This window comes from Novosphingobium terrae, from assembly GCF_017163935.1.
Taxonomy (GTDB): domain Bacteria; phylum Pseudomonadota; class Alphaproteobacteria; order Sphingomonadales; family Sphingomonadaceae; genus Novosphingobium; species Novosphingobium terrae.
Map to the genome: position 1 here is coordinate 3,246,056 of NZ_JABVZR010000001.1, position 23,849 is coordinate 3,269,904.

The following is a 23,849-nucleotide window of genomic DNA, read 5'->3' on the forward strand; positions in this document are numbered from 1 at the left end:
ACATAAGTCAGGGAGGTTGCACGGGCATGACCGCGTTGCGTCAGTTCGGTGACAAAGACGCCGATGGCCGCCGTTTCAGGGCAGATCGGCGCCTTCCGCCAGAATATCGAGCCGGGGCGTCAGGCCAAGGCATTCGGCCAGCACGCGCAGATCCTTGTCCACCATCTCGGAACAGAGCGGCGCCAGAGCGGGCTTCACCGCCAGCACCAGAGAAGCGCCCTCGATCCGCAGCGAGGTGCCTGCCAGCGCCGCCACCGCGCCGCCGCCGATGCGCCGGGCCAGACGCGTCGCCAGACCCCATGCCACCGCATCGCGCAAGGCCGAGATCGGCGCCAGACGCGGCAGCTGCGGCGGCACGGCGGTGCGCCCGCTGTTGGCCAGCACGGCCAGCGTGATCATCGCCCTGCCCCGCGCCGTCAGGCCGATCCAGCGCTTGCGCAGCGCCCAGTTGACGGCTTGTTCGGTGCGCAGATTGGGCTCGGTGTCCAGCGAAACCAGCGCCAGCATGGTGGCGCCCAGCCGCAGGCGTTCGATGCGGGGCGCGTCTTCCTGCACGGTTTCGGGCAGAGCGCGGGCCGTCCAGCGCACCATTTCGGCGGCCAGCGCGGGCAGTTCCGCGCTATGGGTCGCGGTGAAAGCGGCGATGCCTTCCAGCATGGGGTCGGCGGCGCGGGTGGCGTCGTCGAAGCCCTCGGCCAGCAGACCCTCGCGCAGGCCCCAGCTGGAGAAGATCAGGCGCTGGGGCTTCAATTCGCGCACCAGCACCGCCAGCAGTGCCGCCGCATCGGGCAGGCTACCCAGACGCGCGGTGGAGACGCCGGGCACGGTCAGGCGCGGCAGGGCCGCCTTGCCCGAAGCGGGTTTCGCGCCCGTCAGCTGTGCAACCAGCTTGGGCGTGTTAACTTGCCGGGCCAGCCGCAGCGCATCCTCGGGGCTCAGTTCGAAGCCATGGGGATCGTCGATGGGCCAGTCCATCTGCTCCATGGCAAAGCGGGCCAAAGCGCGCCACGATCCGCCCACAAGGTACAACGGCTGGTCATGCGCGGTGGACCATTGCGCCGAACGCAGCATCTTGGCGATCTTGCGGGTGAACTTGGCCCCGCCTTCCTCACGCAAGGCAGGCAGGCGCAAAGTGCCCAGCGGCAGGCTGGTGCCATGGGTGCAGCGATCATCGGCAATGTCGATCAGCTCAAGGCTGCCCCCGCCCAGATCGCCCACGATGCCATGCGCGCCGGGAAAGGCCGAGAGCACGCCATGAGCGCTGCCCACCGCCTCTTCCTCGCCCGAGAGCAGGCGGGGCGATAGGCCAAGCTCCCGCACACGCTCCAGAAAGGCCCCGCCATTGGGCGCATCGCGCACGGCGGCGGTGGCGACGCATTGCACATCCTCCACCCCATGCAGGCGCAGGATCGCGGCGTAACGGGCCAGGCTGACCAGCGCCAGCTTCATGCCCTTTTCCGAGAGGCGACCGGTTTCCGCCACGCCCTTGCCCAGCCGGGCCTGGATCTTTTCGTTATGAAGCACCGCCGGAGCCCGGGGCGGGCCGCCGAAAATCACCAGACGAACGGTGTTCGATCCGATGTCGATGATGCCGCGCGCGGGGTCCTGCTCCACCCGGCGGGGCGCTGTGATCTCGTGATGCATGGGGTTCCCTTAAGCGCCGCCGCGCCGCAATGCCAGCTTGGGCACCTTGCGTCCCGATCCCAGCGACGCCCCGCGCCCGGAAAGCGACGGATTGGTCATGAAATAGCGATGCGCGTTGAAGGGCCGGTCGCCCGGGGTGGTGCGCTTGTAATGGCCTTCGGAATCGAGGGTCCAGCTCTGTTCGTTGTCGAGCAGATTGGCCAGCATCACCTGATCGAGCACCTGATCATGCACCGTGCGGTTGCGGATGGGGATCAGCACCTCCACCCGGCGGTCAAGGTTGCGGGTCATGCCATCGGCGCTGGAGATGAAGACGCGGGCGCGCTGGTTGGGCAGCGGCTGGCCTGCGGCGAAGGCCCAGATACGGCTATGCTCCAGAAAGCGCCCGATGATCGACTTGACGCGGATGTTCTCCGACAGGCCCTTGATACCCGGACGCAGGCAGCAGATGCCGCGCACCACAAGGCTGACCTCCACCCCGGCGCAGCTGGCTTCATACAGGCGGTCGATCAGATCATGGTCGGTCAGCGAGTTGAGCTTGCCCCAGATCTGCGCCGGCTTGCCCGCCTTGGCGTTCGCGATCTCGCGGTCGATGCAGCCATAGAGGCGCTGGCGCAGCATCACCGGGGCCACGCCGATCAGCGAGGTGCGGCGCGGCTCGACATAGCCGGTGATGAAGTTGAAGACCTGATTGGCATCGCGGCCGATGGCGGCCTCGGCGGTGAAATAGGACAGGTCGGTGTAGATCTTGGCGGTGATCGGATGGTAATTGCCGGTGCCGAAGTGGCAATAGGTGCGATAGCCATCGCCCTCGCGCCGCACCACCATGCTGATCTTGGCGTGGGTCTTCCAGTCCACGAAGCCGTAGATCACCTGCACGCCCGCATTTTCCAGCTGGCTGGCCCAGTGGAGGTTCTGCTCCTCGTCGAAGCGGGCTTTCAGCTCCACCACGGCGGTGACGCTTTTGCCGGATTCAGCGGCGGCGCACAGGGCGTTGATGATCGCGCTCTGCTTGCCCGCGCGATAGAGCGTCTGCTTGATCGCCACCACATCGGGATCGACCGCCGCTTGCCGGAGGAAATCGATCACCACCTCGAAGCTTTCATAGGGGTGGTGGATCACCAGATCCTTCTCGCGGATGGCCGAGAAGATATCGCCGTCATGCTCAAGGATGCGTTCGGGATAGCGCGGGGTGTAGGGCTCGAACTTCAGCTCGGGGCGCTTCTCGTTGCAGATTTCCGAGAGGCCGGCCATACCGATCGGCCCCGCCGACTTGATGACGATGGCGTGGTCCAGCTTCAGCTGATCGCGCAGCAGCTGCTCGGCCTGAGGATCGAAATCGCCCTGCAATTGCAGCATGATGACGCTGCCGCGACGGCGCCGTTTGATGGCGGTGCGGAAATAGCGCACCAGATCCTCGGCATCTTCCTCGATCTCGATGTCGCTGTCGCGCAGCACGCGGAAGACGCCGTGCCCCTTGGCCTCGAAGCCGGGGAAGAGCAGATCGATATGGCGCCAGATCACATCCTCGATGCTGATGTAGCTGGCCTCGATCCCCGACACGCGCACGAAACGCGGCAAAGCGGCGGGGATCAGCACCATCTCCATCACCTGCGCCATATCGGCGGCGCGGGTCAGGCTGACCATCAGCCCCATGCCGCCATTGCTGACGAAGGGGAAGGGATGCGCCGGATCGATGGCCTGAGGGGTGATGACGGGCAGCACGCGCTCAAGGAAATAGTCCTTCAACCAGCGCACCTGCGTGGCATCCAGCTTGGGGGCCAGTTTCGCCACGCCCGCATCGTCGCTGATCGTCTGGTCGAGGATATGGATATGCTGGGCGGCCAGTTCGCCGCGCAATTCGGTCCAGATCGCCTGCTGCCCGGCCTCGACGCGCTTGACCTCATCGCGGATGGCATCGAGCTGCTGGGCGGGCGTATGGCCGTCGATCGAGATTTCCTCGATCTTGCGGCGCACCTGCGCGGCCAGACCGGCCACGCGCACCATCAGGAATTCGTCGAGATTGTTGCCCGAGATGGACAGGAACCGCAGCCGCTCCAGCAGGGGGTAATTGCGGTTGCGTGCCTCATCCAGCACGCGGGTGTTGAAGGCCAGCCAGCTCAGCTCGCGGTTGAAGAAGCGGTGGCGGATCTTGGCGACTTCCTCGCCGCCCTCATGCTGCCGGGGCTGGGCCTCAAGATGGGCGATGGGCGAGAGCGTATGGGTGTTCATGTCAGATCCCTGGCTTGGCATGCTAACCGCGCGGGCCAACATTCCCTTTAACATGGGGAGGGTGCAAGGCCATGATCCGGCTGTATGACCATTGCATGACAGCCGGATCGTTAAAATCGCTCCCGCCGGGCAAGGTGCCATCACCTTGCCTGACGCGCCAGCCTAATCAGCCGCGACCGCGATACGAGGCGACGCCCTGATCGGGCACCCACAGGCCGGCGGGCGGCGCATCGGACTGCCAGAAGACATCGATGGGGATGCCGCCGCGCGGATACCAATAGCCGCCGATGCGCAGCCAGCGCGGCTTCATCTCATCGAACAGGCGCTGGCCGATGCCCACGGTCACATCCTCATGGAAACCGGCATGGTTGCGGAAGGAGCCGAGAAACAGCTTGAGCGACTTCGATTCGACAATCGTCTCGCCCGGCGCGTAATCCAGCACCAGATGGGCAAAGTCGGGCTGGCCGGTCACCGGGCAGAGCGAGGTGAATTCCGGCGCCGCAAAGCGCACCAGATAGAGCGAGCCGACGCGCGGATTGGGCACGTAATCGAGCTGCGCTTCCTCGGGCGAGTTCGGCAGGCGGCTGTTCTGGCCAAGGTGAAGGGCGCCCTGCGCGTAATGCGGCGTGGCGGGATTGGAGGCGTGATCGGACTCGGGGGGATTGCTCATGTTTTGCTCATGCCGCCAAGCACCCGGGGCTGCAAGTGTGAATACCCCCTGCCGTCCACTGGCACACCCTCAACTTTGGGGGGCAGACAGGCGAATATTTAAGTATTACCCACGGGTTGGGGCGCGAGAGGCAGCGCCCTATAGTGTTGTTAACGGGGCAAGCGGAGATATGATGTTGCGTGTGGGCATGATGCTGGGGGCGATCATCGCAGCCGCGAGCGTGGCACCCTCCGCATGGGCGCAGTCGATCGGCGACTGGTCGGGCAGCTATCATGCGCAGGGCGGAACGCCCGGCAGCGCGCCCTCGGTCAGCGCCAGCCAGCCCGCGCCGCGAATCGAGGCGGCGCCGATCTTCACGCCGACGCCCACCCCCTCGCCACGCGCAAAGGACAAGCCCAAGCCCGCCGAGAAGCCCAAGGCTGCGGAAAAACCGGCCGAGAAGCGGCATGAGGCCGAGCCTCGACATGAGAAGCCCGCGCCACAAGCTGCGGCTCCCAAGCCTGCCGCCGCGCCGCACAAGCCAGCGCATGCCGAGCCTGCGGCTCCGGTCGCGCCCAAGGCGCCGCCGCCTCCGGTTGCGCAGTCTGCGCCACTTCCTCCTGCGGCCAAGCCCTCGCCGGTGCCCAGCGCGACGGCCAGCCCGGCGCCTGCCCCTGCGGCCTCGCCAACGCCCGCCGCGACAGCTGCGCCGACACCCGCGCCCCCCCCTTCGCCGCGCCTGCCCGTGCCCAAGCCCGTGGTGGCGCCTGCCCCGGCTCCGGCGCCGCTCTCGGACAATCTGCCGCAATGGCCGCTGGGGGTTGCCGCGCTGCTGGGCGGGCTTGGCGGCTGGCTGCTGTGGCGCCGCAAGAGCAAGGCCGCGCCCGAAGACACAGCCGAGGAAGCCGAAACTGTCGAGCCCGAGGCCCCCGAAGCCGCGGTTGCCGAACCTGCTCCCGAACCGATGCCGGTGGTCGCCCCTGTCGCCGAGGCCGAGCCGCTGCCCGTTTTCCAACCCGCTGCGCTGCCGGAGGTGGCGGCCCCTGCCGCGTCCGCAGAGCCGGTGGCCGATGAGTTGTCGCTCGCTTTCGAGCCGACGCGCTTTGCCACCACCCTTTCCGAAGCCACATTGCGCTATCGCCTGACGGTGACCAACCTCAGCGCCGAGCCGCTCGGTCCGCTGGCGATCAACGGCAGGATGGAAGCCGCCTCCCCCGAGGACGAGCCCGAAGAGGAACAGGCCGAAGCCGCGCCGCAGGCCGTGCCCGAGCCGCCTGCTCCGCCACGCGCCGCCACCGGCTTTCAGCCCAATCCGCAATTCGCGCCGCACCCCGAGGAAGAGCCCGAACCCGCCGGTCAGCCGGTGGAGCATGAAGAGGTGGCGACCCCGGACACTCCGGTCGAAGAGATTGCGGAACCCGCGCCTGAGGCCTCTCATGAGGATAACCTCGTGACGGAAGAACCTCCAGCCGATGACGCCACGCAGGCCCCCGCTCCCACCGATTTCGCCGAATTGCACCGGCTGATGATCCTGCGCCCGGGCGAAAGCACCGAACTGCGCGGGCAGATCCATCTGCCGCTCTCGGCCATCACGCCGCTCAGGGTCGGCAGCGCCGAACTTTTCGTGCCGCTGGTGCATCTGACCGTGGAGGGCGAAAGGATTGTGGATGAAGGCAATCCGCCTCCGGCCACGGGCGCGCTCAGCCTGATGGTGGGGGAAAAAGCCCGCCAGAAGGCGGCGCTCGCCCCGTTCCGGCTGGACACCGGACCGACCATCGCGGGCGAATTGACCACCCGCGCCCTGCCCTGAACCGCCCCCGGGGCATCGCAGGTCTGAAACAATCCGTCTTTTCCAGCAACAGAACCGACAAAAACCGCATCAGCGCCATTGCGGTTCGCAGCGCAGGCTCGTAATCCCTTCGCACTCGCAGCGAACGGAGGCGCGCGCAGGGTCATGGAAAGTCTGGTCAGCACTGAATGGTTGGCGGGGGAGAGCATCACCTCTGACCTGCGCATCCTTGATGCCAGCAGCCACCTGCCCGATACCGGCCGCGACGCCCGCGCCGAGTTCGAGAGCGGCCATATCGACGGCGCGATCTTCATGGATCTGGCCGGGCTGATCGACGAGGATTCGCCGGTCGAGAACACGCTGCCCTCGCCGGAAAAATTCGCCAGCCGTATGGCGCTGCTGGGTCTGGGCGACGGCAGCCGCATCGTGCTTTACGATGATTCGGCGATCCACAGCGCGGCGCGTGCGTGGTTTGTGCTTCGCCTGTTCGGGGCGCAGAATGTGGCCATTCTCGATGGCGGCCTCGCCAAATGGAAGGCCGAGGACCGCGCGATCAACACGGGCCATAACGAGCTGCGCAAACGCCATTTTACCGCATGGCACAATGACAAGGCCCTGCGCTCCAAGGCCCAGATGATGGACAACATCCAGTCGAAAGCCGAACAGGTGGTCGATGCGCGCGGCGCAGCGCGTTTTGCGGGGACCGCCCCCGAACCACGCGCGGGCATGCAGCCCGGCCATATTCCCGGCGCGCTCAACGTGCCCTACACCAGCCTTTACAACGCCGACGGCACCTTCAAGGACAAAGCCGCCCTGCGCGCCGCTTTCGAGGGCGCCGGCATCGATCTGTCCCGCCCCATCGTCACCTCCTGCGGCAGCGGCGTCACCGCCTGCGTGCTGATTTTCGCGCTGCATCTGCTCGGCAAGAACGATGTCGCGCTGTATGACGGCAGCTGGGCCGAATGGGGCGCCGATCCCGAGACGCCCAAGGAAACCGGCGCCTCCCCCGCGATTTCGCACTGAAAGCGTACCCCCATGAGTTTCGACGATAAGCAGCGCCCCGCCACCAAGCTGGTGACCAGCGGGCGCCGCGACGAATGGACCGGCACCGGCGCGCATCCCGCCGCCGTGGTCAGCCCACCGGTGTGGCGCGCCTCGACCCATCTCTATCCCGACATGACCGCCCTGCGCGCCGAAACCGGCCAGAACGCCGATGGCCGCTTCTATTACGGTCGGCGCGGCGCCCCCACGCAATGGGCGCTGGCCGAGGCGCTGACCCAGCTTGAGCCCGGCGCGGCGGGCACGGTGCTGTACCCCAGCGGCGTGGCGGCGATCGCGGGCGTGCTGCTGACGGTGCTGAAGCCCGGCGACGTGCTGCTGATGACCGACAATGCCTATGAGCCGAGCCGCTCACTGGCGAAGGGTCTGCTGGCCGAAATCGGGGTGGAAACGCGCTGGTTCGCCCCCGATGGCGTCGAGGATTTCACCGCTCAGCTTTGCCCCCGCGTGAAGGCGGTGCTGCTGGAATCGCCCGGCAGCCTGACGATGGAAGTGCATGATCTGCCCGCCATCCTCGCCCTGTGCCGGGAGCATGGCATCACCTCGATCCTCGACAACACCTGGGCCAGTCCCTTGGGTCTGGCCAGCCTGCCGATGGGGGTGGACATCACACTGATGGCGCTGACCAAGCATGTCGGCGGGCACAGTGATCTGATGATGGGCAGCGCCTCGGCGGGCGCGGAATGGTATGACCGCCTGCGCCGCCGCGCGCAGATGCTGGGCAATGTCGTCTCGCCCGACGATGCGGCGCTGGCTCTGCGCGGTCTGCGCACCATGGGCGTGCGTTTGAAGCAATCGTCCGCCACGGCGCTGGCCTTGGCCGCGTGGCTGGAAACCCGGCCCGAAGTGGCGCGCGTGCTCTGCCCGATGCTGCCCGGATCGCCCGGCCATGATCTGTGGAAGCGCGATTTTTCCGGCGGCTGCGGGCTGTTCAGCTTTGTCTTCAAGGGCGGCACCAGCGGTTCGCGTGACCGGTTTATCGATGCGCTGGACCTTTTCGGCATCGGCTATAGCTGGGGCGGCTTTGAAAGCCTCGCCACGCCTGTCGATCCCGCCCGCATCCGCAAGCCGGAAAGCTGGCCTATGCCCGGCCTCGATGCCGATGACCGCTATGGCGTGCGTCTGGCCATCGGACTGGAGGATGCGGATGATCTGATCGCCGATATGGCCAAGGCTCTGGCGGTCTGGGCTGAGGGGTGAGCAGGCTTCATCGCCTCGACACAAGATTCCCTACCTCCATACATAGCCAATCTGCCTTTCATCTGGATGCAGAGAGGATCAAGGGGGCGCCATGAACCCCGTATCCTCCTCGAATGGCCCGGACTCGCGCGGCAAAGTGTGGCTTGTGGGCGCCGGCCCCGGCGATCCCGATCTGCTGACGCTGCGCGCCGCGCGGCTGGTGATGGGCGCCAAAGTGATCGTGCATGATGGCCTTGTCGATCCGCGCATTCTGGCGATGGCCCCGGCCAGCGCCAAGCTGATCTCGGTGGCCAAGCGCCGCAGCCGCCACTCGATGCCTCAGGAAGAGATCAACGCTTTGCTGGTCAGCGAAGCGCTGGCCGGTCGCGATGTGGTGCGCCTGAAGGGGGGCGACCCCTTCGTCTTCGGGCGCGGCGGCGAGGAAGCCGAAGCCGCCCGCGCCGCCGGTGTTGCCGTTGAAGTCGTCCCCGGCATTTCCGCCGCCATCGGTGCCGCCGCCGCTGCCCAGCTGCCGCTGACGCATCGCAATGCCGCCAGCGTGGTCAGCTTTGTGGCCGGGCAGTGCAAGGGGCTCTCCGAACAGAACTGGGCGGGTCTGGCCGGTCATGGCCGCACGCTGGTGATCTATATGGGGCTGGCCAATGCCGACCCCATCGCCGACAAGCTGATGGCCGATGGGCTAGCGCCCGACACGCCCGTCGCCGTGGTCGAAAATGCCGCGCGCCCTGAAATGCGGGTGCTGCGCGGGCCGCTGGCGGGGCTTGGCACGCTGGTCAAGGATCACCATGTGGTCAGCCCGGCGCTGATCATCATCGGCGCGATCACCGCGCTGGAAGACAACCATATCGCAATGGCAGTGGAGGCCGAAGCGTGAAGATCATCACAGGCAATGACCTGAAGAGTGGCGCCGTCACCTGGTGGGACGGCAAGGGCTGGTCGCTGCATGTCAACGACGCGGTCGCCGTGGAGGCCGATGCCGACGCCATCATCGCGCGCGAAGATGCCGCCCGCAACGTCACCGGCGCCTACACCGTCGATGCCGACCAGACCGCTGACGGCATCCGCCCCGCGCATATCAAGGAGCGGATCCGCGCCCTTGGGCCCACGGTGCGCCTCGACCTGTCGCTTGATCCTTCCGCCACGCCTGATCGGGTGCTGTAATGTACGCCTATGACCAATACGACCAGGCCATGGTCGATGCCCGCGTCGCCGAATTCCGCGACCAGACCCGCCGCCGCATCGAAGGCACGCTGAGCGAGGAGAAATTCCGCCCGCTGCGCCTGCAGAACGGACTCTATCTCCAGTTGCATGCCTATATGCTGCGCGTCGCCGTGCCCTATGGCACGCTGAGCAGCGCGCAGATGCATGTGCTGGGCGACATCGCGGACAAGTATGACCGTGGTTACGGCCATTTCACCACCCGCCAGAACATCCAGTACAACTGGATCAAGCTGGAAGACACGCCCGACATTCTGGCCGAGCTGGCCAAGGTGGAGATGCATGCCATCCAGACCAGCGGCAACTGCATCCGCAACATCAGTTCCGATCAATACGCCGGCGCGACGCCCGACGAGCTGATCGACCCGCGCCCCTATGCCGAGCTGATGCGCCAGTGGTCCAGCTTCCACCCGGAATTTCTGGCCCTGCCGCGCAAGTTCAAGATCTGCGTGATCGCCAGCGAGACCGACCGCGCCGCCATGCGCCTGCATGACATCGGCATCCGCATCGTGAGGAATGATGCCGGAGAGATCGGCGCCTCCTTCTATGTCGGTGGCGGTATGGGCCGCACGCCCTTTATCGCGCCGCTGCTGAATGACTTTGTGCCGCTGGATCAGCTGATCACCTATGCGGAAGCCGCGCTGCGCGTCTACAACCGCTATGGCCGCCGCGACAACAAGTACAAGGCGCGCATCAAGATCCTCGTCCACGAGCTGGGGCTTGAGGAATACAAGCGTCAGGTGGAGGAGGAATTCGCCCACCTCCAGACGCAGGACATCGAGCCGCCGCTGGCCGAGCTGGAGCGCATCAAGGCCCATTTCGCCGATCCCGCCTTCGAAACCGGCCTGAGCGACGATCTGGACCTGTCGAACGCTGCTTTCGCCCGCTGGGTGAAGGCCAACACAGCGCCGCATAAGGTGCCGGGCTATGCCATCGCCACCATCAGCCTCAAGCCCGTGGGCGGCATCCCCGGCGATGCCAGCGCGGACCAGATCCGCGAGATGGCAGCGCTGGCCAAGGCCTACAGCATTGATGAGCTGCGCGTCACCCACGCCCAGAACATTGTGCTGCCCCATGTGAAGAAGGCGGACCTTTTTGCTCTGTGGCAGCGTCTGGACGCGGCTGGCCTCGCCACCGCCAACCTCGATGCGATCACCGACATCATCGCCTGCCCCGGTCTGGATTATTGCTCGCTGGCCAATGCGCGCTCGATCCCGCTGGCGCAGAAGATCAGCGAGCGCTTCACCGGCAACGGCAAGGAAGAGGCGCTGGGCGAGCTGAAGCTGAAGATCTCCGGCTGCATCAACGCCTGCGGCCACCACCATGCGGGCCACATCGGCATCCTGGGTGTCGACCGCAAGGGCATCGAAAACTACCAGCTGCTGCTGGGCGGCAGCGAGGGCGCCGACACCTCGCTGGGCCAGATCACCGGCCCCGGCTTCAGCGAGGACGGCGTGGTCGACGCCATCGACCGCGTGACCGACCTCTATCTCGACAAGCGCGAAGAGGGCGAACGCTTCCTCGACACCTATCGCCGCCTCGGCATGGCGCCCTTCAAGGAGGTGATCTATGGCTGATCCCCAGTTCCTGTTCCGCGATGAGGCGGCCTCCGCCCCCGTCGTCGCCCTCTCCGCCTTTGGCGAGGACTCCAACGCCGTCGCCGTGCGCCTTGAACCCGCCGATGATGCGCGCGACCTGCTGCCCCACCTCGACCGCCTGTCGCTGATCGAGGTGACCTTCCCCGCCTTCACCGACGGGCGCGGCTTCTCCTCGGCCCGCATCCTGCGCGAGGCAGGCTACACCGGCGAACTGCGCGCCGTGGGCGACATCGGCGTGGATATGCTGACCCACCTGCGCCGCGTGGGCTTCGATGCCATCGCGCCCGCCACAGTGCTTGACCCGGCAGAAGCCGAAGTGGCCTTCAAGACCTGGCCCGAGGTCTATCAGGCCACGGTGGTCGATGGCCGCAAGCCCATCTGGGCGCTGCGCCACGGGCTCTGATATGGCCACGCAGCGCATCATCGACCAGATCGACACCAGCCCCGCCTTTACCGAGGCGGATGCGGCGGCGCTCAACCTGCGCTTCGCCGAGGTCTCGACGGAAGAGCTGCTCCACGCCGTGCTGGTGGATAAGGTCGCGGGCAACACCACCCTCGTCTCCAGCTTTGGCGCGGACAGCGCGGTGCTGCTGCATCTGGCCTCGCGGATCGACCCTGCCGTCCCTGTGCTGTTCCTCGAAACCGGCAAGCATTTTCCCGAAACGCTGGCCTATCGCGACGAACTGGTCGAACGCTTCGGCCTGACCGGCCTCGTCAACCTGCACCCCGACGAAGAGGTGCTGGCGAAAAAGGACAAGGAAGGCCTGCGCTGGTCCTACGACCCCGACGGCTGCTGCGAGATTCGCAAGGTCATCCCGCTGGCCAAGGCGCTGACCTCGTTCGACAGCACCGTCACCGGCCGCAAGGGCTTTCAGGCCGCAACCCGCGCGGGGCTGCCCCGCTTCGAGCTGGACAAGTCCGACGCGGCGGGCCGCCTGAAGGTCAATCCGCTGATCGATTGGGACGCCGCCCGCATCGCCGCCTATTTCGCGGAGCATGATCTGCCCGCGCATCCGCTGGTGGCTCAGGGTTATCCGTCGATCGGTTGCGCGCCCTGCACGAGCAAGGTGGCTCCCGGTGAAGATCCCCGTTCCGGGCGTTGGCGCGGGTGGGACAAGACCGAGTGTGGCATTCACGTCGCGGGCAAGAGCGACGATCTGCCTCCGGGGTATGAACCGGCGTTTTAAGGTTTGAAGAAAGGAGAATGCGAGGGTGTTACACCCTCGCGCTCCCTTTAATGTCTGCGTTGCGTAACGAGTTCGACCAAGGCGCTAAGTTTGCAGCGCCGCAGGCATAAAACTCCAAGCACAGCACTGGAACACAGGATGTCTGCCTGCGGCGCTTCGCCTAGCGCAGGTGGAGAGCCTAGGCCCACCATTTCGGCCCCCCTGCCGCTTCGTCGGAAGACGTTATGGGAGCGCGAGGGGGTAACCCCCTCGCATTTTCTACTTCTCTGAAAAACCTACAGCCACTCTTCCCGCCGATACCACTCGGCAGTCGAGGCAAGCCCACTGCGCGTATCGATAGCAGGCTCCCAGATGGAGGCAGGCACGCGGGCCTCGGCGGAAACGACCCAGTCAGGATGCGTCATGTAACCTACACGGTCCTGCGTCAGCTTGGCCTTGGCGCCACGGAAGGTCCCGTCGAGGCTGGCGCCCCAGCGCATCAGGCGCTCTGACAGCTGCACCACCTTCGCACGGCGACCCATGGCGGCGCCGATGGCGCGGGCGAGGTCGTCATGGGCCCAGCCTTCGGGGATGCCGTCATCGGGCTCGAAGGTCTGGCTAGTGACCTCCTCGCCGCCGGGCAGCAGGGCCAGCAGCAGGCGGGCCAGATCCTCGACATGGACGATGGAGGCGCGGCCTCCGGCGGGCACGGGCACCACGCCGTATTTCGCGGCGCGGAAGAGTTCGAACATTTCCTTGTCGCGCGGGCCGTAGATGGCGGGCGGGCGCACGATGGTCCAGTCGAGGCCGCTGGCCTTCACGATATGCTCGGCGCGGGCCTTGGAGGCGCCATAGGCCGACAGATCGGGCTCGCGAGCGGAGAGCGAGGAGACGAAGATGAAGCGCGGCACGCCGGCAGCCAGCGCGGCCTCCAGCATGGTGAGCGTACCGGTGACGTTGGCGCGGGTGAATTCTTCGGGGTCGGGCGTGTTCACCACGCCTGCGACGTGAAGCACGGCCTCGGCATCGCGCATCAGTCGGGCGAGCGCGGCGCGGTCATCGAGATCGCCCTGCACCCAATCCACGCCGGGCATATCGGGCATGGGGCGGCGGGCCAGCGCGCGCACCTGCATACCGCAGCGCGCGGCTTCCTCCAGCACGGCCTGGCCTACGAAACCCGTGCCGCCGGTCAGGGCCAGCAGGGGCGCGGTCATACCATCACCAGCTGGTCGCGGTGGACGATGGCCGGGCGCGGGGCATAGCCGAGAATCGCGGCCTGCTCGGCAGACTGGCGGCCCAGCAGGCTGGCGCATTCGGCAGCGTCATATTCGCAGAGGCCGTGAGCGACGACCATGCCGTCCTGCGCCTTGATCGCCACGGCGTCGCCGCGCTGGAAATGGCCCTCGACAGCGGTCATCCCGGCGGCGAGCAGGCTGGCGCCCTCACCCAGAGCGCGCACGGCGCCTGCATCCACCACCAGCGAGCCTTTGAGGCGCAAACGTCCGCCCAGCCATGCCTTGCGCGCGGCGCTGCGGGCGCGGGCGGCGCGGGGCAGGAACAATGTGGCGATGCCCTGCTCGATCACGCGGGCGATGGGCTTGTCCTTGGTGCCGTTGCCGATGGCCAGAGCAATGCCCGCCAGCTCGGCGATCTCGGCGGCCTGAAGCTTGGAGATCATCCCGCCAGAGCCCATGCCGCTGCCCGAAACCGGGCTGGCCATGGCGCGGATTTCGTCCGTCACGCCTGTCACCACCGGCAGCAGCTGCGCGCCGGGCTGCGAGGGATGGCGGTCATACAGGCCATCAACATCCGAGAGCAGCAGCACCGCATCGGCGCGCGCCGCCTGAGCCACGCGCGCGGCAAGGCGGTCGTTGTCGCCAAAGCGGATTTCCTCGGTGGCGACCGAATCGTTCTCGTTGATGACCGGCACCGCGCCCGCGTCCAATAGGCGCGTCAGCGTGGCGGTGACGTTGAGATAGCGGCGGCGGTCCTCCAGATCCTCAAGGGTGAGCAGAAGCTGCGCGGCGGTCAGCCCATGCGCGGCCAGCAGCTCGGCCCAGAGACCCGACAGCGCGATCTGCCCCACAGCCGCCGCCGCCTGAGCATCCGCAAGGCTGCCGCGACCGCCCTTTTCCAGCTTCAGCTTGCGCGCGCCCAGCGCGATGGCGCCGGAAGAGACCACGATCACATCCTGTCCGCGCTGTTTGGCTTGGGCGATCTCCGCCATCAGCTCCGTCAGCCACGCGCGGCGCGGGCCGTCCTTGTCCACCAACAGCGCCGAACCGACCTTGATCACAAGGCGGGGGCAAAGCGTGGCATCGGCCAGATCGGCAAGCGTTGAAAGACGGGCAGGCTTGGACATTGATGGCGCTTAGGGGAAAGCCACAGATCGCGAAAGAGGCTTCCAAGCCAAGTGGATGAGGGAAAGAGACGAAAGGAAAAAAGCGATGCTAAGGGGTTACAGGTGGATTCAAGGGGATGAAGAGAGAAATGCGAGGGTGTTACACCCTCGCGCTCCCTTTAGTGTCTACCTTGCGCTTCGGGTTCGGCCATAGGGCTAAGGTCGCTGCGCCGCAGGCAGAAAACGGATGGCACCGCACTATGGGTTTAAAGCCTGCGGCGCCTGAGGTTTGCACAGGTGGAGAGGCTGGGCACCACAATTCGGCTCCCCTGCCCTCTCGTCGGAAGACGTAATGGGAGCGCGAGGGGGTTACCCCCTCGCATCTTCACTTCCTGCCTTAAATCAATCCAAAGGCGACCAAGGCTTATCCTCAGCCTCTTCCCGCTCGCCGGTCGGACGCTCGGTCACGGTCGCGGCGGGCAGATAGGAGATCACGGCGTCCAGCAGGGCATCGAACCCGGCGCCAGTCGCGCCCGAAATCGGGAACACGCGGTCCGCGCCGGCTGCGATCAGCTCAGCGGCATAGGCCGTAGCCAGCTCGCTGTCGGCCTGATCGATCTTGTTCAGCGCCACCAGACGCGGCTTTTCGTCCAGACCCTCGCCATAGGCGGCCAGTTCGTCTTCCACGATCTGCATCGCTTCCACGGGCTCCTTGCCCGCGATGTCGATGAGATGCACCAGCACGCGGCAGCGCTCGATATGGCCGAGGAAGCGGTCACCCACGCCCGCGCCCTCAGCGGCGCCGGCGATCAGGCCGGGAATGTCGGCCACGACGAATTCGCGGGCCTTGTGGCGCACCACGCCCAGCTGCGGGCGCAGCGTGGTGAAGGCGTAATCGCCGACCTTGGCCTTGGTGTTCGAAATCTGGTTGATGAAGGTGGATTTGCCCGCGTTGGGCAGGCCGACAAGGCCGACATCCGCCAGCAGCTTGAGACGCAGCCACACCCACATTTCCTCGCCGGGCCAACCGGGGCCATGCTGGCGCGGAGCGCGGTTGGTAGAGGACTTGAAGCTGGCATTGCCGCGACCGCCATCACCGCCGCGCAGCAGCATCACCTGCTGGCCTGCTTCGGTGAGGTCGAGCAGGACGGTCTCGCGATCATCGTCCAGCACCTGCGTGCCGATGGGAACGCGGATCACCAGATCCTCGCCGCCCGCGCCGGTGCGGTTGGTGCCCTGCCCGCCCATGCCGCGCTGGGCCTTGAAGTGCTGGGTGTAGCGGAAATCGATCAGCGTGTTGAGCCCCGCCACCGCCTCGAAAATGATGTCGCCGCCCTTGCCGCCGTCACCGCCGTTGGGGCCGCCGTATTCGACGTATTTCTCGCGCCGGAACGCCACGGCGCCGGGGCCGCCGCTGCCCGAGCGGATGTAAATCTTGGCCTGGTCGAGAAAATGCATATCAACTTCCGGACGATGGCGCGTGAAAAACGCGCATATAGCACACAAACGCGCCAGCCCACAGCTTCAGCCGGAGAGTGCCGTAAGACACATCCCGGATGCAGCTGTGGGCTGGTGCGGATCGGCCCTGATCGACCGAAATCCTGTTGGTACACTGGTGGAGCCGAGGGGGATCGAACCCCTGACCTCGTCATTGCGAACGACGCGCTCTCCCAGCTGAGCTACGGCCCCGTTCCAGTGTTGCCTTGTCGGGAAGATCAGAGGCTTGCGCCGCCGGTTCCCGAGGGAGGCGACCCATTAGCGAATGGGCCGCCTCCTGCAAAGCGAAAAATGCAGCCCCGGCAAAGGCCGGAGCCAAAAAGCTCAGGGCTTGGCCGTGGGCGCAGGCGCAGCGGCGACCGGAGCAGGCCCGGCAGGAGCCGGAGCGGGCGCCGGGCTGCCATACTTGGCCTGCCACTCGGCCAGATCGGCGCGGTACTTGTCATAGGCGACGTAGAAGTCCTCATAGACCTTGGCGAAGCCGGTGAAGGCCGTCGCGGCGAAGGCGGGGAGTTCCTTGTCGGTCACGGTCGCGCTGTCATGCGCCACGTTCAGCGCGGCGCCGCAGAAAGCGGGCAGCGTGGGCGGATAGGCGAAGTAGTTGTAAAGACTGGTGAGATAGGTCTCACGCTCCTTCAGCCAGGGCTTGCCGAACTTCTTGCGGAACAGCGTGTCGACGCTGCGGTTGGCCAGCGTCAGCGCCTTGGCGTGCTTCTTGAGGAAGGCGCTGTAGCTGGTGGTGATGTCGGCATATTGCGGATCTGTGCAGGTCAGCGCCGCCACGTTCCAGGCCGAGCGGAAGTTCCACACGCGCTGGGCTTCCACCGTATCGACGAGGATGGTGTGGCGCACGCCATCGGGGCCGATCACGGGGATCACGGCATTGGCCGTGGCACCGCCGGGAGGCGTGGGCTTGGGCGGAATCACGATCACCGGCGGGGGCGGAGGCGGCGGCGGCGGCGGGGGAGCCGGGGGCGGCGGCGACGAACAAGCGGCGAGCAGCGACAGACCCGCAATAACCAAACCCTTACGCAACCAACGCGCCATGCCGAAGCCTTTCAATCCTTGAACGCTATGAGAACCGGGGGTGTTCCCCCTTGTTTGACGGGGGCCTGCCCACCTTGTTTGATGGGTGCCGGCCCCCTTGCAGGAACGCCTCGTAGCCCAAGGTGATCCGCATGAAAATGCCCCGGAACGCTTTCGCGCCCGGGGCATGTCACTTTTCGGCTGACCGAGTCGTTTTTGCGACGACCCGGCCTGTCAGTTCATCGCCGGATTAACGGCGGTCACCCAGGAAGCTGAGCAGGAACTGGAACATGTTGATGAAATCGAGGTACAGCGTCAGCGCGCCCATCACCGCGATCTTCTCTTCATATTCCGTGCCGGCAACCTGCACATACATCGCCTTGAGGCGCTGCGTGTCATAAGCGGTCAGGCCCGCGAAGATCAGCACGCCCAGCACCGAGATGACCATGGCCAGACCCGGAACGTGGAAGAACATGCCCACCAGCGAAGCGATGATCAGGCCGAACAGGCCCATGATCAGGAAGCTGCCGAAGCCCGACAGATCCTTCTTGGTGGTGTAACCCACCAGGCTGAGGCCCGCGAAGGCGCCCGCCGTGGCGAAGAAGGTCAGCGCCACCGAGGTGCCGGTGTAGACCAGCAGGATCGAGGACAGCGACAGGCCCATCGCGAAAGCGAAAGCCCAGAACAGCATCTTCAGCGTCGAGGGCTGCATGCGCGCCAGACCGAAGTTCATCGCCAGCACGAAGCCCAGCGGGGCCAGCATGATGACATAGCGCAGCGGCGAGGTGAGCAGCGCAATGGCGGCGGGATTGCCCGACATCACCAGCTGCGAAAGCACCAGCGCCACGATGCCCGAGAGGATCACCGCCGAGGTCATGTAATTGTAGATCGAGAGCATATGCTTGCGCAGGCCGACGTCGAGCGTCTGCGAGCGCGCCGAAAACCCGGCATTCATCCTCGAAGACGCGCCAAAGCCCGTCTGCGAGGGCTGGGGGTCATTCCAGATGGCCATTGTCCAAAACTCCTCAAGACGGTCGGAACGACATCGTCCGACCGGCACTCTTTAATATCATGCCGATCGCCTGAGGTTTCAAGCGAATCCGGCAAGAGATCTTTGTGCCAAAATGTTTCTGACACAACATCCATGGACAAACGCTGAATATGTTCGAGCGTTCCCGCTTTTATCGAGCCTCTTCAGCCATTTCACGGCTACGCTTTTCAGCGGCGTTCAGCGTGGCCTGCATCAGCGCCAGCGCAGCGCCATCGGCATCCAGCACATCGAGCCCGGCCTGCGTGGTGCCGCCGGGGCTGGCCACACGGCGCGCCAGCTCGCCCGGATCATAGGGCGAGGCCATCGCCAGATCAGCCGCGCCCTGCACCATCGAACGCGCCAGACGCAGCGCCTGATCGGGATCGAGCCCCAGCGCCACACCGCCCGTCGCCAGCGCATCAATGATGCGATAGACAAAGGCCGGGCCGGAACCGGCCAGAGCGGTCACGGCATGAAACAGATCCTCGCCCACCCATTCGGGCGTGCCCAGATGGCTGAGGAAGGCGGTGAGCCCGGCCTTCTCGTCTTCCGACAGGCCCTGAGCGGCCACGCCCATCGGGCTTTCACCCAGAGCAGCGGCCAGATTCGGCATCACGCGGACGATACCCTTGGCATCGGGGAAGCGCGTGGCAAGGCTGGCCAGTTCGGCACCGGCCAGAATGGAGAGCACAACCGTCCCTGCCCCGGCCAGCGCCGTCAGCTGCCCGGCCACATCGTCCAGCATCTGCGGCTTCACGCCCAGCAGCATGAGGTCGAACACCTCGCCCACGGGCAGCTCGCGCAGCAGGCGCACGCCTTCGGGCGCGGCCTCCAGCCTGGGATCGACCACGGTGAAACGGTCCGCCGCCACGCCGCCGCGCAGCCAGCCGGCCAGCATCGCGCCGCCCATATTGCCGCAGCCGATGATCAGGATCTTTTCAGGAAAACTCATGGAATCAGGCCTCTCCGGCAGCATCGACAAGGGCGCTGGCCAGCGCGTCGGCGGGGCTCTTGTCGCCCCAGAGAATGAACTGGAAGGCGGGATAGAAGCGGTCGCACTCCTCCACGGCCACTTCCACCAGCATCTGCGCCTGCCCAAGGCTGATCATGCCATCATCGCCCAGCATCAGCCCATGGCGATAAAGCAGCACGGCATTGTTCGACCACACGTCGAAATGCCCCAGCCACAGCTGTTCGTTGATCAGGCTGACCACCTCGAACATGGCCGGTTTCTTGTCATCGGGCACGCGGATGTCGGGCAGGCACAGCAGCTGGAGGACATTGTCCTCGCTGCGCCAGATGCCGCGCAGCTGATAGGTGGCCCAGCTGCCCTGCACCTCGCCGGTGATCTCGTCATCGCTGACGAAATCATAGGTCCAGCCGCGCGCCTCGAACAGCGCCGCCAGCATCTCTACCGGCGCGCTATCCTCGTGGCGTGGCAAGTCGTCCTGCACAGTTCTTGTCACCATTCACCCGCATCCTGGTGGTTAAGCACCTCTTTGCCATGGATGCTTGGCCTGTAGCCGATTGTAAAACCAAGCTCCGTTCTGGCCTGCGTATAACACCACAAGTCTGTGTACAGACTGTGGATAAGGGCGAACCCCTTTCTCAATACGGCACATCACCCACTTTGTTTCAGAGCGGGTCAACCATGTCGCTCAGAGAGGATCAACCTCCTGACCTTCATCCGAGAGCCACATGAAGGCGCCCTCACGGCCCGCCTTCTTCAGCTTGGCCTCAAACGCCTTGGCATCGGCCTGATCGTCAAACGGCCCGACCAGCACGCGGTTGGTGCGCCCCCAATCGGTGGTCCAGGCAGGCATGCCCTTGAGAATCTTGGCATAGTCCCGGCTCATCTGGCGCCAGTCATAGGCGATGCGCTTGAAATCGCGGCCCACGCCCACCTGCACCCAGACGCGGCTGGGATATTTGGGCGGCGGCGGCGCCTTGGGCGCAGGACGCGGCGCCTTGATCTTGCGAATATCGACCGCGCCCGAAGCAGGCGCCTCGGCAGCCTCCTTGCGGCCGACTTCCTTATGCCCCGAAGGACTGCCCCATTCGGAAAAGGCCTCGGCAAAACTCGGCTTGTGAGACGGCGCCCTGCCGGGAGCCTTGGCCGCAGTCTTCACATGAACCGGCGCAGCAGGCTCGGCTGCCACAAAGGTCACCGGCGGCGGCGGCGGGGCGGTCACGCCCGGCGCAGGCGGCACAGCGGCGACGGGGCCGGGCATGGCAGGCGCCGCGGCAGGCGTGGTTTCCGCAGGCGGCAGACGGCCCAGATCGAAACGGCTGGCTTCCTGATGCGGCTTCTCACCCGCCATGGCGAGCGCGGGCGGAGGTGTGGCTGCGCTCTGAGGCATGGCCGTGCCGGAGATCGGCGGCAGCTCGGCATCGGCTTTCGCGGCCACGGGGGTAGCCACCGGCGCCGGGCGACGCGCCGCGCTGGCCAGAGCAGGCGGCGGCGACACTTCGCGCGAAGGATTGGGCTCGGGCGGCAGCGGATTGCTGGCGGCGGAGGGGGGCGCTGCGGGCGCGGGCGTGGTGTCGATCGGCGCCCCACCCTTCCAGCCACGGGTTTTCTTCGTGTTGGCGGCCAGCTTCGTCGGCTGAGGCGTGGCAGCGGCGGGCGTTCCCAGCGGTGCCCCGGCAGGCGCCAGCGGCGCATCGGCGGCGGCCAGATGGCGGATGCCATGCTGCGAAGCATAGGCCGCAATCCGCGGATCGTCCTTGCCGATCTGCGAGGCATGCGGGAAGCGGCCCAGATTGGCCGCCGCCGCCTGCTGCGCCGGGGTCAGCTTGCGCATGAAACGCAGATAGGGCGACATGCCATTGGCCAGCTCGGCAGGCATGGTCGAGCGGGCGATGGCCTCGGCCTCATCCTCACGCCCCAGAATGGCGAAAGCGAAGGCGCGGGTGCGCCAGGCCGCGCGATCCTGCTTCTGAAGCAGCGGCGCCAGCGTGGTTTCCATCGATTTGCGGTCACCGGCAATGGCCTGGCTCAGCGCCAGACGGCGCACCGCCTCATCCGTGGCGCCATTGGCCAGCGCCTCGCGATAATAGCGCTGGGCCGAGGCATTGTCGCCCACCAGATCATAGGACAGGCCGCGATCGGCCAGCTGATCACCGCTCAACACCATCCCCTGCGAGGCCTGCTCGAACATGGGAATGGCCCCGACCGGGTCCTCGCCATGCAGTTTGGAGACCGCCAGAGCGGCCAGAGCATGCGGATTGCCGGGGGCCAGCTTTTCGGCGCGGGCATAAAAGCCTTCCGCCGAAGCGGTATCGCCCAGTGCCGTGGCGGCATTGCCCGCATCGAGCAGAGCCTCGGCATCGGAAGGATTGCTGGCGATCCGTGCCAGCGCATTGCTGAGCTGCCGCGCCGGATCATTGCTGGGAACCTGCGCCTGATTGTGCCCCGTGGGCAGCGGCTGCACCACCGGATGCGACACCACCGGCAGGCTCTGCGCCATGGCAGCGGAACCAGCCACAGCGCTCACCATCATGCAACCCAGCGAGGCCGCGCCCATAAGGGTCAGCCTGCCGCGCATGTCCGATCCCGGCATCAGGCCCAGCCCATGCCGCGCCCGTGCCTGGCGATCACCGCTCATCGAACCCTATCCTGTTCATGAAAATGGGCCGGGCCCCGAAGGGCCCGACCGTCTTGCCTCAACTTACTGATTGTTCTGGCGACCGAGGAAGCGCGGGATGTTGATCGCCCCACCCTCATCGCCATCATGATCGTCGTCATCGCTGTGGCGGCGACCGGCCAGATTGGCCATCCGCTCGAACAGCGTGCCGCCCGAGGAGCCGGCAGGACGCACCGACTGCTCCGGCGCGGGCGTGAAGCGCTGCGAGGGCTCCAGCGGGGCATAGGGCTGATGCGCCTGATGGCCCTGCTGCGGCTGCTCATGCTCGGACAGCAGATTGCGGCGGCGAGCAGGCGCCGGACCGTCGAAATCGGCCAGACGGCTGGCATCGAGCAGCAGCTCATCGGGGCCGCCGGGCGCTTCCTGACCCAGCTCCAGATCCAGCGGCTCCTCAACCTGCGGGGCCGAGAGCGGCGTGAACACCGGCTGCGGGGCCTGCTGCGGCTCGGGTGTGAAGCTGGCCGGGGCGAAGTTGACATGCGGCGCGGGCTGCGCGGGCGGAATGGTCAGCGCCGGGCCGGCAGGCGGCACGATCGGCTGCGCCATGGGCGCGCCGGGCACCGAGATCGACGGGCGGGCGGGGCCACGCGCGGCGTTCATCGTGAAGGGGCGGCTGGCCTCTTCGGCCATCTGCGCGGTCTGCTCGATGCCGGTGGCCACCACCGAGACGCGGATCTTGCCCTGCAGATCAGGGTTGAAGGCGCTGCCCCAGATGATGTTGGCGTTGGGATCGACCAGCTCACGGATGTGGTTGGCGGCCTCATCGACCTCCAGCAGCTTCATGTCGTCGCCGCCGATGATCGAGATGATGACGCCCTTGGCGCCCTGCATCGACACGCCATCGAGCAGCGGGTTGGCGATGGCGCGCTCCGCGGCTTCCAGCGCGCGATGTTCGCCGCTGCCCTCGCCGGTGCCCATCATGGCCTTGCCCATCTCGGCCATCACCGAACGCACGTCGGCAAAGTCGAGGTTGATCAGGCCCGGCATCACCATCAGATCGGTGATCGAGCGCACGCCCTGCTGAAGCACCTCATCGGCCAGCTCGAAAGCTTCCTTGAAGGTGGTTTCCGCCTTGGCGATCAGGAACAGGTTCTGGTTCGGGATGACGATCAGCGTATCGACGTGCTTCTGCAGCTCCTCGATACCCGCGTCGGCGCTGCGCATGCGGCGCGTGCCTTCGAACAGGAAGGGCTTGGTCACCACGCCCACGGTCAGCACGCCCTTGTCGCGCGCCACCTTGGCGATCACCGGAGCCGCGCCCGTGCCCGTGCCGCCGCCCATACCGGCAGCGATAAAGCACATATGCACGCCTTCGAGCGCCCGCTCGATCTCGGCGATGGTTTCCTCAGCCGCAGCGCGACCGACCTCGGGACGGGCACCGGCGCCCAGACCCTTGGTGATCTCAAGCCCCAGCTGGATGCGGTTCTTGGCGATCGAATTGTTCAGCGCCTGAGCATCGGTGTTGGCGACGACAAAGTCGACACCCTCGATCTCGGCGTTGATCATGTTGGCGATGGCGTTGCCTCCGGCGCCGCCAACTCCGATGACGGTGATGCGCGGGCGCAGCTCCTCGACGGCAGGCGGACCGATATTGATGCTCATTGCCATACTCCTCCAGTCTGCTCCCTGCCGCCCTGAATTCAGCTAAGGGAGTCGCGTCAGACTATCTCTTTAAAATGCACGCTTCGACTCAGCGGTGCAAAGCGCATTTGCCATTTGTCCACAGTCGTTGTTGGCGATGGCGCGCTTTCAA

20 protein-coding genes and 1 tRNA gene are annotated in these 23,849 nt (G+C 66.2%); 8 read left to right on the forward strand and 13 right to left on the reverse strand.

Annotated elements, in window-relative coordinates; all coding sequences use genetic code 11:
- Window positions 1–75: 75 nt before the first annotated feature.
- From HGK27_RS14540 to queF, 3 genes are all read right to left on the reverse strand, one after another.
- The gene (locus tag HGK27_RS14540) at window positions 76–1,644 is read right to left on the reverse strand and encodes a Ppx/GppA family phosphatase (protein WP_206241455.1); all 1,569 of its coding nucleotides are present in this window, start codon (window positions 1,642–1,644) and stop codon (window positions 76–78) included.
- A 9-nt stretch (window positions 1,645–1,653) separates the two neighbouring features.
- The gene (locus HGK27_RS14545; protein ID WP_206241457.1) at window positions 1,654–3,876 is read right to left on the reverse strand and encodes an RNA degradosome polyphosphate kinase; all 2,223 of its coding nucleotides are present in this window, start codon (window positions 3,874–3,876) and stop codon (window positions 1,654–1,656) included.
- Window positions 3,877–4,042: 166 nt separating this feature from the next.
- A complete protein-coding gene (gene queF / locus HGK27_RS14550; RefSeq protein ID WP_241127183.1) occupies window positions 4,043–4,546 on the reverse strand; it encodes a preQ(1) synthase in 504 nt (167 codons plus the stop codon).
- A 169-nt stretch (window positions 4,547–4,715) separates the two neighbouring features.
- Between queF and HGK27_RS14555 the strand changes: the two genes are divergently transcribed.
- From HGK27_RS14555 to HGK27_RS14590, 8 genes are all read left to right on the forward strand, one after another.
- Complete coding sequence (locus HGK27_RS14555; RefSeq protein ID WP_206241458.1) at window positions 4,716–6,335, forward strand: hypothetical protein; 1,620 nt, start codon at window positions 4,716–4,718, stop codon at window positions 6,333–6,335.
- A gap of 144 nt (window positions 6,336–6,479) precedes the next feature.
- Window positions 6,480–7,337, forward strand: coding sequence for a 3-mercaptopyruvate sulfurtransferase (gene sseA / locus HGK27_RS14560; protein WP_206241460.1), 858 nt, complete (start codon window positions 6,480–6,482; stop codon window positions 7,335–7,337).
- Between the two features lie 12 nt (window positions 7,338–7,349).
- The gene (metC, locus tag HGK27_RS14565; RefSeq protein WP_206241461.1) at window positions 7,350–8,573 is read left to right on the forward strand and encodes a cystathionine beta-lyase; all 1,224 of its coding nucleotides are present in this window, start codon (window positions 7,350–7,352) and stop codon (window positions 8,571–8,573) included.
- Between the two features lie 91 nt (window positions 8,574–8,664).
- Window positions 8,665–9,447 (forward strand): uroporphyrinogen-III C-methyltransferase, encoded by a 783-nt coding sequence (gene cobA / locus HGK27_RS14570; RefSeq protein WP_206241463.1) that lies wholly within the window; start codon window positions 8,665–8,667, stop codon window positions 9,445–9,447.
- On the forward strand, window positions 9,444–9,734 hold the full coding sequence (locus HGK27_RS14575) for a DUF2849 domain-containing protein (protein ID WP_206241465.1): 291 nt from the start codon (window positions 9,444–9,446) through the stop codon (window positions 9,732–9,734). The genes cobA and HGK27_RS14575 overlap by 4 nt, the downstream gene beginning before the upstream one ends.
- Window positions 9,734–11,368: a nitrite/sulfite reductase gene (locus tag HGK27_RS14580; RefSeq protein ID WP_206241467.1), complete on the forward strand. Its 1,635-nt coding sequence runs from the start codon at window positions 9,734–9,736 to the stop codon at window positions 11,366–11,368. Before HGK27_RS14575 ends, HGK27_RS14580 begins: the two co-directional genes overlap by 1 nt.
- A complete protein-coding gene (locus HGK27_RS14585) occupies window positions 11,361–11,792 on the forward strand; it encodes a DUF934 domain-containing protein (protein ID WP_206241469.1) in 432 nt (143 codons plus the stop codon). Before HGK27_RS14580 ends, HGK27_RS14585 begins: the two co-directional genes overlap by 8 nt.
- A 1-nt stretch (window position 11,793) precedes the next feature.
- Entirely contained in the window at window positions 11,794–12,576 is a 783-nt protein-coding gene (locus tag HGK27_RS14590) for a phosphoadenylyl-sulfate reductase (RefSeq protein WP_206241471.1), read from the forward strand.
- A 275-nt stretch (window positions 12,577–12,851) separates the two neighbouring features.
- Here HGK27_RS14590 and HGK27_RS14595 read toward each other — a convergent pair whose 3' ends face one another.
- The 10 genes from HGK27_RS14595 to ftsZ all read right to left on the reverse strand — a co-directional run bounded on the left by HGK27_RS14595 (window position 12,852) and on the right by ftsZ (window position 23,698).
- Window positions 12,852–13,769, reverse strand: a complete 918-nt coding sequence (locus HGK27_RS14595; protein WP_206241473.1) for an NAD-dependent epimerase/dehydratase family protein — start codon at window positions 13,767–13,769, stop codon at window positions 12,852–12,854.
- Window positions 13,766–14,917, reverse strand: a complete 1,152-nt coding sequence (proB, locus tag HGK27_RS14600) for a glutamate 5-kinase (RefSeq protein WP_206241475.1) — start codon at window positions 14,915–14,917, stop codon at window positions 13,766–13,768. Before proB ends, HGK27_RS14595 begins: the two co-directional genes overlap by 4 nt.
- Window positions 14,918–15,298: 381 nt before the next feature.
- Entirely contained in the window at window positions 15,299–16,354 is a 1,056-nt protein-coding gene (gene obgE / locus HGK27_RS14605) for a GTPase ObgE (protein WP_206241477.1), read from the reverse strand.
- A 155-nt stretch (window positions 16,355–16,509) separates the two neighbouring features.
- Window positions 16,510–16,585: transfer RNA gene (locus HGK27_RS14610), tRNA-Ala, on the reverse strand.
- Between the two features lie 132 nt (window positions 16,586–16,717).
- The gene (locus HGK27_RS14615; protein WP_206241479.1) at window positions 16,718–17,428 is read right to left on the reverse strand and encodes a hypothetical protein; all 711 of its coding nucleotides are present in this window, start codon (window positions 17,426–17,428) and stop codon (window positions 16,718–16,720) included.
- A 241-nt stretch (window positions 17,429–17,669) separates the two neighbouring features.
- Window positions 17,670–18,431 (reverse strand): Bax inhibitor-1/YccA family protein, encoded by a 762-nt coding sequence (locus tag HGK27_RS14620; RefSeq protein ID WP_206241481.1) that lies wholly within the window; start codon window positions 18,429–18,431, stop codon window positions 17,670–17,672.
- 169 nt (window positions 18,432–18,600) lie between these two features.
- A complete protein-coding gene (gene proC, locus HGK27_RS14625; protein ID WP_206241482.1) occupies window positions 18,601–19,401 on the reverse strand; it encodes a pyrroline-5-carboxylate reductase in 801 nt (266 codons plus the stop codon).
- A 4-nt stretch (window positions 19,402–19,405) separates the two neighbouring features.
- On the reverse strand, window positions 19,406–19,918 hold the full coding sequence (locus HGK27_RS14630; protein ID WP_068092598.1) for a type III secretion system chaperone family protein: 513 nt from the start codon (window positions 19,916–19,918) through the stop codon (window positions 19,406–19,408).
- Between the two features lie 189 nt (window positions 19,919–20,107).
- Window positions 20,108–22,057, reverse strand: coding sequence for an SPOR domain-containing protein (locus HGK27_RS14635; RefSeq protein ID WP_206241484.1), 1,950 nt, complete (start codon window positions 22,055–22,057; stop codon window positions 20,108–20,110).
- Between the two features lie 63 nt (window positions 22,058–22,120).
- Window positions 22,121–23,698: a cell division protein FtsZ gene (gene ftsZ, locus HGK27_RS14640; RefSeq protein ID WP_206241485.1), complete on the reverse strand. Its 1,578-nt coding sequence runs from the start codon at window positions 23,696–23,698 to the stop codon at window positions 22,121–22,123.
- Window positions 23,699–23,849: the final 151 nt, after the last annotated feature.